Here is a 10,834-nt window from a genome sequence, read left to right on the forward strand (position 1 = left end):
AACCCCCTAACTGCGACCCAGAAATTTTTTTTATTGATGGCGCTTGGCCACCGACTTTTCGGTGTTTGGAGTAAAGATTGTGGCGAGAAACGACCGAATCGCTAACCTACGGACCGCTTGGCTGCAGGCACTTATCAGCGTTGCCGAGACGGGCACCGCCAGCGATGCCTCTCGCGAATTGGATGTGTCCCAGCCAACGATAAGCCGCGATCTAAAAAAATTAAACGAATGGGCTGGCAGGCCGATCACAGTGAAATACGCGACCCCTACGTCCAAGCCATTCACGCTCACGGATGAGGGGTTCGAACTTCTAGCCATCGCCAAAGAGTTCATAGCAAAACTAGAGGCGCTCGATCTTCCGGGGGAGGCTGAGCTTGAACGTGGGGCAGTACCACCGAGATGTTGAGCAAATAGAGCGTACGGAAAGGCTAGGCTCTATCACGCGCACCTCCCCATCTCTTTATCAATGGCATTGTGGAGGTATCGGCCGGTACCAACACGGAAGCGCTTTTGTGATATGTCATGGTGCCCCATCAAGCCAGCCGCCGATAAGCACGTTAAATTAATGATCCTTCCCTCCCCGGCTTTCGCTCAAAAGGACTGCGATGCATGGCCGAGCAGGAGAGGAATTTTTCACCATGAGGCAATCAAAGCCCACTCGTTTGTCATGACGATGGGTTCACCGTTCCAGCCACTTCAAGAGAGCGAAAATAAGCAACAAGCCAGTTCCTATCGTTAATGCCCCGGCCGGATAGTCCCGGATCAGGGCCAGCACACCCATGAAGATGATGGCGTACAGCACGTCTTTGGGGTGCATGATGAAGGCGACGAGGATCAGGCCGATCAATCCTACCACCAATAGCTTCGCCGCCTGAGCCACCGCTGAAACGATCAGTAGCCCAATAAAGAGATATCCGGCGATCTTCATGCTGCCCACGCCCTGCACATGGCGACCAAACCGGGAAATTCGCTTTCTGTATTTTCGATCAACAGGATGAAGGCGAAGCCATCATCGCTGACGGTGTGAACCAATTGGAACCATGAGCCCGCCCTGGCCAGCCATGCCCAATAAGGTTCAAACTCCGGGTCATCATAGCGGATAGCCGTGATAGGATTGGTGACAGGCGAGAAGCCCAGTTCGGCCACCACATCGGCTTCTGTGTCATCCGGTTGAATGACCAGCAGGACGGTTAAGCTTTCCAGCCCCTGCAAGCGCGCAAGGGACAGATGGCTATCGAGCAAGGCATGCAATTCATACGGCAGTGCGTTCGGGCAATCATTTGCATTATCAATAACGATCATTGTGTTTTCTCCGGGCACAAAAAAAGCGCCGGTGCGGGATGCACAGACGCGGACAAATGGTTGGGTGGGTTTGGTGGTCGATTAGGTCATGGCTTGCTCACACAGGGCCAGAAAAGCGGGTTCAGCATCGGTTGGCACCAACAGCACCACGCCAAAGCCGTCATCGGACAGGATGAAGACCAGCTCTATCCAGTTTTGGTGCCTTGTTGCAGTCTCTACCGGCCGGAAACATCTATCACCTTCAAGCAATTGGTGGCCGGTTTCCACCTCCACCGCTGCCAGTTCCGCCATCGAGCCAAGGATGCAGATGATTGCCAGCTCGGGTAGATCATAGCCGTCATAAGCCTGCAATCGATCGAGCCAGCTATTCAGAATATCAGCGATTTCAGTATTTTGTGAGCAGTCCACCGACCCGGCCAACTGCTCAAACGTTCGAATAATTTGCATGAATTTAATCCACAAAAAAAGGCCCCCGGACATGATCCGAGAGCCTCGCGGTAAAATGGGAAATTTGGTCAGATCAGGAAGGGAGACTCGTTGTTAGGCATGGCGGAATTGGACGTGTCAAAAATGTCGGGATAGGCCTCCCGCACGGTTGCTCGATGTTTTTTGTTGATGGCCGAACCTCGCCACAAACCGAACAACAACGGGATAAAGCCCAATCCGCCGAGGTGGATCAGGCAGATACCCCCGACGATGCAACCAATGACCAACCAGTTTTCACCGGGCGACCAAAGTTTGCGGGCCTCTCTCTTCAGCAGACTGTCTATCTTGGCATGCTTCAATCCCTCAACGTCGAGCGGTGGTAGCGGTTGATCGACAATGGAAAGCTCATCTCCGTTGCCCACCACCGCAACGCCGTTTATCGATAGCTCGGCAGCGATGGTGTCCACAGCAGCCTCTTTTTGCTGTTGAAGAGCAAGTTGACGTTGTGCCGTGGCGACAGCGGCTTTCGCTCCTGCCTCCCTCTCCTGTTGAGCTAACTGTGCGCGGCGTGCAGCGACCTTTGATTGCATATCGTCCATTGCCATTATGCACTCTCGCCGTTGGAAAGAAGGCTGCCCAGAAGAGCCGTTCCCGCCACCAGACCGACAGCCCCTACCGCCGCCCGGTGACCGACGCGCTTGGCCCCGTCTTCTGCAGCAATCACGTCGTCGATGCAGCGAGCAGCACGAGCTTCCTGCTGATCTTCCGGTACTCTGCGTTCAAATGTAATCATTAATGTTTCGCGGTCAGAGGCGACCAAATGGCGCTGCATGACATTTGACATGAAAATCATCCGCCAGCCGTCCGCAGCCATCGCATTTATATATGCTTCCAACACGCTGGTTTCGATGCGCCCTTCACCGAGCAGAACGGAACTGATCGATCCATCGGCCACATCAATGACTTTATACTCATATTCCAAAACTTTTCTCCCCCTCGTCAATCAATAGACACGACCCAACGATTATCGGAACATTAGACTGACGCTAGTTAAATTTAGGTTGCACGAAATATTGCAGATAATGTTTATATTAATGATACTTTCTCCAGCAGCACTAAAACTCTTCGAGCAAGAAAAAACCCCCGGAGGTTATCCGAGGGTCCCAATGTGTGGATTTGATGGATCAACCCTGTTTGGGATCAGGCCCATATGTGTTTTCGCCCTCGGTTCCCGGGACACACATGAATGCCAGGACGATCAGGAACCCCAGATAAGGGATCAAATTAAACAGGGCGAGAAAACCGGTTCTATCTTGGTCATGCAAGCGCCGAACCTGAGCTGCAATCAGCGGAACAATGACGCCGAGAAATGTAAGTGCAATCATACCAAAGGCCAAATTGCCCATCGCCCCCGTGTGACCGTAATTAGTGTCCGCCAATGCAATGAGAACCAGAGCAAAAGTGACAATATTGCAGCCAAGCATGAACATCCAAAATTCTTTGCGGGTGGAGCGGCCAGTGAAATCGGCATAACGGCGCAGCGGCAATAATGCCCACGCAACATAGTCATCATCAGCCGGAAGACTCGTATCGCTATCAGCCTTCGTGACTGGAGAGTTGGCTTTTGGCTTTGATTTTCCCTGAAGTATCTTGTCTTTCGCTACATCGAAATCTTCAGAGGCAATGACGCCATCATTCTTGAGCTGATGCAGGCGTTCAATGTTTTTCAATGATTCTTCGTCGATCATGTCTGTTCTTTCTAAATGCGTTGAGAAACCATGCCGGTTGGGCACAGTGAACAGACCGTTATGATGCTTGCGGATTCATGCGCTCGCCCCCTCACGCCAGATGGGAGCGACGATCGACTTTGACCCTAACGCCGCCCCTATGTACCTCTCGGGAGCAACGGCCAAAGCCGGATGTTGGAAACCTGTTCAGAGAGCAGGCGCATGCGCCTTTACCCTCGCGGGCTGGACATGCGCGCATGCCACCCGGCCTCCAAATCTGGTGACCGAGCAACTCTGAACGGGGTTTCCACGCCCCACCTTCCGGCTTTCACGGAAGGCAGGTGTCTTTTGGCGAAAGTTGAACACAATCGCAAGCAATCCTGGGCCTGTTCATATAAGATGGCTGAATTTGCGCAGTGACTTTGCAGAAAGGTTTGATAATTTACCTCTATGGCCATTCCTGACTACCAGACCCTCATGCTTCCCGTTTTGAAGATTGCCGCAGAAGGAGAAACACGGGTCCCGCTGGTTGCAGAAATTATCGCTGATCAATTTTGCCTGTCAGACGAGGAACGCGAAGAGATGCTCCCAAGCGGGAAACAGCGTTTGCTGCATAATCGCGTTCACTGGGCAAAATTCTATATGTCGAAGGCTGGCCTCTTAAACAGCCCAAAGCGCGGGGTGTTCGAAGCTTCGCTTGAAGGCAAGGCGCTACTTTCCACGAAACCGGAACGCATCGATGTCGAAACGTTGAAGTCCTGCCCTCGGTTCGCCGAATTTTACGGGCAGACAGGTGCGGGTAAAGAGCCGGATCATGTTTCCGCTGCCAAGGCCGCCACAACGTCTGACGCGACACCGGAAGAGCAAATTGATGCCGCACAGGCCGTGCTAGCTGCTGCTTTAAAGGCCGACCTCCTGCAGCGAGTTTTGGAACAATCACCTGCCTTTTTTGAGCGGCTGATAGTCGACCTCTTAGTTGCAATGGGATATGGCGGTTCGCACGACAATGCTGCTCGCCAATTGGGTAAGTCCGGTGACGGCGGCATAGATGGCATTATTGATGAAGATCGTCTGGGATTAGATCGAATTTATGTCCAGGCTAAACGATACGCCTCAACCGTGATCGGACGACCCGAAATTCAGGGCTTTGTCGGAAGCCTTGTGGGACTTGGTGCCAATAAAGGTGTTTTTGTCACCACATCCACTTTTAGTAAACAAGCTATCGACTACGCTAAAGCGCTACAGCAGAGAGTTATTTTGATTGATGGCGCAAAACTCAGTGAACTGATGATCGAATTCGGTGTTGGAGTGCGCTCCAGCCGAGTAATTGACGTGAAGCGGTTGGATGAAGACTTCTTTGCAGACGAGGCATGAGACTTGTCACGTGGAACTGCAACGGGGCACTTCGGCGCAAACATGCGCTCCTCGAGGCACTTGATGCTGACATTCTAGTGATTCAAGAATGTGAAGACCCTTCACAATCAACCGCTGAATATCAGGCATGGGCGAAAGATTACGCTTGGATCGGCTATGGCAAAAACAAAGGCATCGGAATTTTTCCGCGACGTGGCCAACGCATTGAACCGCTAGACTGGCCCGCTAGTGATTTAAAATTGTTCTTGCCCGTCAGAGTGGATGATAAATATGATGTTGTTGGTGTTTGGACCCAAAAAGGCTCCCCATCAAACACTTCCTATATCGGTCAGTTTTGGCATTACTTGCGAGCCCATGGAGAACGTTTCGGCCAGCATACCATTATTGCCGGTGATCTGAACAGCAACGCTATCTGGGACAAGCCACGCCGCTTATGGAATCATTCCGACTGTGTGCGAGAAATGGCAATGAACGGGTTTCATAGCTTATATCATCTGGCCCAATCTGAAGACCAAGGAATGGAGCGACAGCCGACATTCTACCTGCACCGTTCAGAGCTAAAACCCTACCACATAGACTATATCTTCGCTCATGATGCACTGCTAAACGGTGTCCGACCCTCGGTAGAGGTCGGCAATCGGGCAAGCTGGATCGATGCTAGCGATCACATGCCCATAACGGTGGACCTACCAGATCTTAGGGTCAGGAATCATTGACGATCACAGCCAGAAAATGACCGTTGCGACGAGGGCGACGACGACTTCTCACGCTATATCATTGCTTGGAAGCTGTGCACGACCATGAAGGCAGCGGACGTCACCGACACGCTTGATATGGCCCTTGCCGCGTCAGGCTGTGACAGTGCCACCGTTCTGCATAAGCCGAGGTTGCTGAGCGACAATGGGCCCAGCTATATTGCGGGGGAACTGGCCGACTATATCGAAGCGCAGAATATGAGCCATGTTCGCGGGGCCCCGATGCACCCACAGACACAGGGCAAAATCGAACGCTGGCATCAGACACTCAAGAACCGCATCCTGTTAGAAAATTACTTTCTGCCCGGTGACCTTGAGGCTCAGATCAAGGCGTTCATCGAGCACTACAACCATCAGCGCTACCATGAGAGCCTGAGCAATGTGACACCCGCCGATGCTTACTTTGGAAGGGCGCCCGCCATCATCAAGCAGCGTGAGAGGACCAAGCGACAGACCATCGATTATCGGCGCTTGCAACACCGCAAGATCGCCGCTTAATATCAATCCACCAGATGAGGCCAACACTCCGTTAATTTACGCCGACATCTGTGCCAAATGTGCTGACGACGGACACTCAGTGGAAATCCCGGGTCACTTCTCAGCGGCAATCAACAGCCAGTTCATCATGAGCATCAATGACCATCCGGACGTACGCGAGATCTTCGCCGGCTTTGACCAGGAGGAAGTGCGGTGCCGCTATACCGTTGGCGGCGCGGCCAACGCCAAGGATACTGGTGAATTGGTGATTAGGTAAATATGTGAAGGTGGCTGACGCGTCGTCGCCCTCTTCTGCCTAAGGCTTTAATCTTGTCGATGCTGCACCACGACCAGAATGTCACGGTGCAGCACCTACGATTCATTGAATTAGAAGCGCAGCGAGAAGCTGGCCTTCACACCATTATCAACTCCACGATCGCCTATCTGGCCGCTGTAGCTGACGCTGATCATTGCGCTTTGCGACAATGCCGCATCAAGACCAATGTCGAGAACTGCTGCGTCCTTCGAGATCGGCACTCCCGAAATAGCAAAGGTGTCGCTGTCCGCAAAGCTATAGTCGACCGTAGGCAGACGGTCGTTGAAAGCATGCCGCCAGCCCGCCGAAGCACGTGCAGAGAGTCCTGGCTGACCCAGAAGATCAACCGTTGCAAGCCGCAGACCTACCGTAGAGAAGGTGATGTTGCTCTTCTCACGTCCTGCAGAAAGCGCCGCGATGCCGCCCTCTTCAGCAAAGTCATCCGTGTTCAGATGAACATAGGCGACATTGGCAAAAGGTTCGACCAGACCGCCGCTGAACGGAATTGGGAAACTAATGTCACCAAAGACCTGCGCTGTTTCAGCATCATAAGAAGAGGTCAAACCATTGGTAGTGCCACCAAATGCCACAGTGCGGGTGGTATCGATTTTATGCCAGCTATACGCTGCACCGGCACGCAGACCGAATGCTCCGACACGCATTCCGGCATAGATACCGGCATGTTTGCTTTCTACTTCTGCCCCGCCGCGCGAGCCATCCATATCACTGGTGCTGTAACCACCAAGAATACCAACCCGGCCTTGCGAGCCCAGACCCGTATCGACACCAATCATGACGCCGCGCGTGTCACGGTTCAAAGTGGCCGCATTGGCATCGCCATCATGCTTGGCCCAGGTACCAAAACCGGCAGCCCAGAAGGCAAGCCCTTCCGTGCCAGCTGAACGACCGATCCGGTCGCTCATCTCGCTGCGGATGTGACGGCTATCTTCCATCAGCCCGGTGCGAACCGATGCATGTAGCTCGCCCGAGAGCTGGCCAAAGGCGTCAGCAGCCTCCTCGCGGCTTGCAAGCGCAAAAGCCTGTCCAAGAGGTGACGTGATGGCAAGACTGTCGAGGGCGACCGCGACAGCGACCTCATTGTTCGTGACCGCTACAGAGCTAAAGGCCACATCATTTCGCTCAATCGTCACAAATACGTTGGTCGCATCATAGCCGAGAAAAGCATCAATAAAGTCATAATCGGCATCAAACTCAACATCGTCAAATTCTGTGCCTGCAAAACCGCTTGCCGTCAGGATCGTGTAAGGCGAACCCAGCTGGAAGCCATCCAAAGGCGAGACTGTGACCAGTCCGTCGAGCGATGCCGTGCCGGTAACAATCACCAGATCGGATTCGCCCGCCGCATTAATCTCGACAGCATAGACGGACGTGGGAGCCAATGTCAGATTGCCACCGATAGTCACCTGACCAATGGAGTTACCAGGGCTCAACGTCCCGGCATTTGTCAAATTACCGGCAATGGCCCAGTTGCCGCCCATTATGGAGCTATTGTCGACAAACACACTGCCGCCAACGTTAATTGGTGTTGTGATGGTGCCGCCGATCGTGCTGGACTCATTCTCCAGATTAACGTCGCCGCCAATCGTCCCACCTTCGTCTGAAAAGGTGATGGTTGTCCCATTCCCGTCCAGATCGCCGGAAATGTCAGCCGGACCCTCAAAATTCAACTCGCCGCCCACACCGCCGGTAAAGCTACGTACGCCATAAGCCTGTCCGGTCCAGATTGCGTTCTCTTCCTGGATCACATCGGTGCCGCCCGAGATCTCGAGACCGTCGGTGATGTCAAAAATATCCCCGCTCGTGGTCGAACCGGCCTCAAGCGTGAGCATCACAACGCCATCGGCGCCCGGAGCCTCACGATTAACCCGCAGCAATGTACCATTATTCGCGGTGACGGTGCTGCCATCGCCAACGACAATCGACTGTTCGACACCAGCCGAATTGATGAAGGAAGCGAAGCTTTCCTCGCCCGCACTGACCGTCGTATCACTCAAAGTCACCGACGCATTGTCAATCAGGCGAATGCCGATGCCCTGATCGGATGTCAGGGTTGAACCAGTGGCCGAAAAATCGCTGCCATAAGCGACACGAACCGCATCCGCATTGGCTCCCTCAGAGGTCACAGTGCCGTTGTCGAAGGTGATCGAACCGGATGTGTAATCGTCGCCGATAGGCGAACCCGCACGCAGACCGATGGCATTGGCTCCGGTCGTGCGTACGGTAACACCGTCCGCGACAATTACGCCATTATCGACACCATCAAGACCGCCGCCAGCATAAAGACCGATCACTGTCTCGCCGGGTACGTTGGGATTGACAGCACCCAGTGCTTCATAGCTGCCGCCATTCAGCACCAGCTGGCCGCCATTATAGGCCCATGCCGCATCGCCGACCTGCCCGTTCGTGGTCACATCTACGTTGTTCGCGGTGATGACCGATCCCGTGCCCGAGGCATAAACGCCATAGGCCATGAAACCTTCTGTGGAGATCGAAACGTCTTGCAGCTCGATTTCCGCGCCGCCCAGAGCATGGGCGCCATAGGCCCGCTGACCAAGCGTTGTAATGTCTGTTCCATTGGCGCTGATGGATGCACCGGCACCTTCAGCCAAAAGACCGTAGCTGCGCGAGCCATCGCCATCTTGAGATCCGCGGCCTGTTTCATTGGCCGTAGTGATTGAGCCGCCTGTCAATTCAATACGCGCGGGCGAGCCGGACACGCCCTTCGCGTGGGCGCCGTGGCTCCACGTGCCATTGGTTTCAATGTCAGTATTGGTTGCAGTGATACGCGTGTTGGCCTGATCCGCGATCAAACCGACAGCCCTATAACCATTTGTTGTGACCGAGGCGTCCTTAACGGCGATCTGAGTACCCAGTCCAGCAACAACGCCATGGCCGAGTTCGCCACTGGTGGTGATGGATCCATCATTAAATTCTGCGGTAGCGCCCGCGCCATAGGCGAAGACACCAAAGCCATTTCTGCCCTCCGTAGTCACCGTCACATTATTGGCAATCGCCCGCGAGCCATTATTCTGGCTGTAGAATCCGAAGGAATCGGAACCCTGCGTACTGACGTTGCCGCCATTAATCGTAATGACTGCGCCATCATGGGCGTGGACAGCGTGCGAATTATCGCCAAGCGTGGAAATATCAGTTCCATTAGTGACGACAGTCGCACCGCCACCGGTGCTGAGAATGCCTCGGGTATACCGCGGGCCAGTTGCACTAACACTACCACCAGTCAGGTCGACCGTAGAGTTTGCCTGCGCATAGATGCCATTGGACGTGTCAGCGGAGCTTGAAAATGAACCGCTCGTTCGAATAATCGCACCGGTGCCGGTGACCGTTGCACCTGGGCGCACGGTTAAAGCGTTGGGTTCCGCCGACCCTGCATATTCGACAATTTCACCTTGGGTAAGCACTCGAGTTTGACCAGTCTCAACGGTCTGTTGCGCCATCGCTGGCGCGCTTACAAAAGCCGCGCCCACCGCTACGCAAATCACGAGCGCACTGCTAGACATCAGCGCCCTCGAAGAAAATTTAAGAACTGGATTCTTCGTGGACAGCGATAATGCTTGCCCGCACAAAACGTCGTTTTTCTGGATGATCATAATTTCCCCACTCCCTGTTTTAGTAATGCATGATTTTTCGAACATGAAATGCTCGAATCACGCGGCAATTCAGATAGAACGAATCAGATAACCCTGATGTGCCAACATAGTTCCTAGTCCTAGATAGATCAAAAATTTGAACCTGTCGTTCAGATTCAAAACCCTAACATTAATAAAATACATTATCCCGCCATATCCCATTGCAACTAGGTGTTTGGTCCCAGCATTTGATGGATCGGATTTATAATGAACCTGTCTGGCTCTGAAGTCCAGATTTTGACGATATATTCATAGGGCGTTAGGCCGCTGAGTGTCTTCAGCCGACGAGCGAAGTTATAAGCGTCAATGAAGTCATCGAGATGTGTCCGCAGTTGCTCGTGGCTTTCATAGTGGAAGCGCTTAACGGTCGCTTCTTTGATGGTGCGGTTCATGCGCTCGACCTGACCATTGGTCCACGGATGGTTCGGCTTGGTAAGGCGATGCTCGATATCGTTCGCCTCGCAGATCATGTCGAACCGCATCTGGCGGGAGGATGCAGTGTTGCGATTGCGCGGTTGTTCAGCGAACTGGATGCCATTGTCTGTTAGGATCGTGTGGATCCGGTAGGGCACCGCTTTCAATAGATATTCAAGAAATTCCCAGGCCATCTTGCGGTCCGCTTTGTCTACCAACTGGGTAACCGCAAACTTGCTTGTGCGGTCGATGCCGACGAATAGGTAAAGTTTGCCTTCAGCAGTCTGGACTTCAGCAATATCAATATGAAAGAAGCCGATGGGATAGCGTTTGAAGCGTTGTCGTTTAGGCTTGTCTCCCGCGATGTCGGGCAAG

12 protein-coding genes and 1 pseudogene are annotated in these 10,834 nt (G+C 53.3%); 5 read left to right on the top strand and 8 right to left on the bottom strand.

All coding sequences use genetic code 11. The features are described from left to right. The first annotated feature begins 79 nt into the window (after positions 1-79). A complete protein-coding gene (locus tag LKO31_RS15180) occupies positions 80-406 on the top strand; it encodes a LysR family transcriptional regulator (protein WP_227689798.1) in 327 nt (108 codons plus the stop codon). Between the two features lie 273 nt (positions 407-679). On the opposite strand, the gene LKO31_RS08060 is transcribed toward LKO31_RS15180, so the two are convergent. The 6 genes from LKO31_RS08060 to LKO31_RS08085 form a co-directional block, all read right to left on the bottom strand. After that, positions 680-928, bottom strand: coding sequence for a hypothetical protein (locus tag LKO31_RS08060; protein ID WP_227689787.1), 249 nt, complete (start codon positions 926-928; stop codon positions 680-682). Beyond that, positions 925-1,242: a hypothetical protein gene (locus tag LKO31_RS08065; RefSeq protein ID WP_227689788.1), complete on the bottom strand. Its 318-nt coding sequence runs from the start codon at positions 1,240-1,242 to the stop codon at positions 925-927. The genes LKO31_RS08060 and LKO31_RS08065 overlap by 4 nt, the downstream gene beginning before the upstream one ends. A gap of 141 nt (positions 1,243-1,383) precedes the next feature. Next, positions 1,384-1,749, bottom strand: coding sequence for a hypothetical protein (locus LKO31_RS08070; protein WP_227689789.1), 366 nt, complete (start codon positions 1,747-1,749; stop codon positions 1,384-1,386). 68 nt (positions 1,750-1,817) lie between these two features. Continuing rightward, entirely contained in the window at positions 1,818-2,333 is a 516-nt protein-coding gene (locus LKO31_RS08075) for a hypothetical protein (RefSeq protein WP_227689790.1), read from the bottom strand. Beyond that, the gene (locus LKO31_RS08080; RefSeq protein ID WP_227689791.1) at positions 2,333-2,710 is read right to left on the bottom strand and encodes a DUF4177 domain-containing protein; all 378 of its coding nucleotides are present in this window, start codon (positions 2,708-2,710) and stop codon (positions 2,333-2,335) included. Before LKO31_RS08080 ends, LKO31_RS08075 begins: the two co-directional genes overlap by 1 nt. Positions 2,711-2,912: 202 nt before the next feature. Next, positions 2,913-3,476 carry a DUF805 domain-containing protein gene (locus LKO31_RS08085; protein ID WP_227689792.1) on the bottom strand — a complete coding sequence of 188 codons (564 nt, stop codon included), beginning with the start codon at positions 3,474-3,476 and terminating at the stop codon, positions 2,913-2,915. 429 nt (positions 3,477-3,905) lie between these two features. Here LKO31_RS08085 and LKO31_RS08090 point away from each other — a divergent pair, with 429 nt between their 5' ends. The 4 genes and pseudogenes from LKO31_RS08090 (at position 3,906) to LKO31_RS14960 (ending at position 6,338) form a co-directional block, all read left to right on the top strand. Further along, positions 3,906-4,829, top strand: coding sequence for a restriction endonuclease (locus tag LKO31_RS08090; protein WP_227689793.1), 924 nt, complete (start codon positions 3,906-3,908; stop codon positions 4,827-4,829). Next, positions 4,826-5,545, top strand: coding sequence for an endonuclease/exonuclease/phosphatase family protein (locus LKO31_RS08095; RefSeq protein WP_227689794.1), 720 nt, complete (start codon positions 4,826-4,828; stop codon positions 5,543-5,545). Before LKO31_RS08090 ends, LKO31_RS08095 begins: the two co-directional genes overlap by 4 nt. 39 nt (positions 5,546-5,584) lie before the next feature. Further along, positions 5,585-6,082, top strand: a pseudogene (locus tag LKO31_RS08100) (transposase); the annotation flags it as partial. A gap of 127 nt (positions 6,083-6,209) precedes the next feature. Next, positions 6,210-6,338 carry a hypothetical protein gene (locus LKO31_RS14960; protein WP_265104599.1) on the top strand — a complete coding sequence of 43 codons (129 nt, stop codon included), beginning with the start codon at positions 6,210-6,212 and terminating at the stop codon, positions 6,336-6,338. Positions 6,339-6,448: 110 nt separating this feature from the next. Here LKO31_RS14960 and LKO31_RS08105 read toward each other — a convergent pair whose 3' ends face one another. After that, positions 6,449-10,006 (bottom strand): autotransporter outer membrane beta-barrel domain-containing protein, encoded by a 3,558-nt coding sequence (locus LKO31_RS08105; RefSeq protein ID WP_227689795.1) that lies wholly within the window; start codon positions 10,004-10,006, stop codon positions 6,449-6,451. Positions 10,007-10,212: 206 nt separating this feature from the next. Beyond that, positions 10,213-10,834: integrase core domain-containing protein (locus LKO31_RS08110; RefSeq protein WP_227689796.1), on the bottom strand; the 622-nt coding region annotated here is incomplete at its 5' end.

This window comes from Sphingopyxis yananensis (assembly GCF_020687785.1).
GTDB classification, from domain to species: Bacteria; Pseudomonadota; Alphaproteobacteria; order Sphingomonadales; family Sphingomonadaceae; genus Sphingopyxis; species Sphingopyxis yananensis.

Coding starts and splice junctions, on each gene's coding strand:
- LKO31_RS14960 (WP_265104599.1), top strand. CDS start 6,210: ATGAGCATCAATGACCATCCGGACGTACGCGAGATCTTCGCCGGCTTT.
- LKO31_RS08090 (WP_227689793.1), top strand. CDS start 3,906: ATGGCCATTCCTGACTACCAGACCCTCATGCTTCCCGTTTTGAAGATT.
- LKO31_RS08095 (WP_227689794.1), top strand. CDS start 4,826: ATGAGACTTGTCACGTGGAACTGCAACGGGGCACTTCGGCGCAAACAT.
- LKO31_RS08070 (WP_227689789.1), bottom strand. CDS start 1,749: ATGCAAATTATTCGAACGTTTGAGCAGTTGGCCGGGTCGGTGGACTGC.
- LKO31_RS08075 (WP_227689790.1), bottom strand. CDS start 2,333: ATGGCAATGGACGATATGCAATCAAAGGTCGCTGCACGCCGCGCACAG.
- LKO31_RS08060 (WP_227689787.1), bottom strand. CDS start 928: ATGAAGATCGCCGGATATCTCTTTATTGGGCTACTGATCGTTTCAGCG.
- LKO31_RS08105 (WP_227689795.1), bottom strand. CDS start 10,006: ATGATCATCCAGAAAAACGACGTTTTGTGCGGGCAAGCATTATCGCTG.
- LKO31_RS08085 (WP_227689792.1), bottom strand. CDS start 3,476: ATGATCGACGAAGAATCATTGAAAAACATTGAACGCCTGCATCAGCTC.